Below are 430 nucleotides of genomic sequence, written 5' to 3'. Positions count from 1 at the left end.
GTACAAGGAATTTAAAGTAAAAACTCAAAAAATAAGTCAAATGAAAGATTACTAAGCCAATAAAGGATAAAAAAACTATTGAACCTAATAGAATCCAAAAATCAAATTTTAGAATAATATTTTCAATCAAATTTTTCAAAAAAAACAAAAGCATTGATACAAAAAAAAATATAAAAATTAATTTTATAAGCGGAAAAATTAATTTAGGATAAAAGATTTTTTTCATTTTTATACTTTCTGCTTTAATTACTGCCAACTAGTTAATAGGCGCAACTTTATGTAACTTTTTTAAATTTTCATAAACCCCTATTTCGTCAACCAAAATACAAATAAATCCAACACCATCCGAATCCCAATAGCAAATACCGGAAAAATCACCTAAAAAAATACGTAATACCCTAAACCTCTTTCAAAACAGGTACCCCATTTT

General features: G+C 24.9%; 1 protein-coding gene. It reads right to left on the bottom strand.

Features of this window, described 5'->3' with window-relative positions:
• A partial coding sequence (locus IU405_RS15565) for a hypothetical protein (RefSeq protein WP_231749409.1) occupies positions 1 to 256 on the bottom strand: 256 nt, incomplete at its 3' end.
• Between the last annotated feature and the right edge of the window lie 174 nt (positions 257 to 430).

It is taken from the genome of Polaribacter sp. BAL334 (genome assembly GCF_015767435.1).
Classification (GTDB): domain Bacteria; phylum Bacteroidota; class Bacteroidia; order Flavobacteriales; family Flavobacteriaceae; genus Polaribacter.
This window is presented reverse-complemented; position numbering and strand designations above follow the sequence as displayed.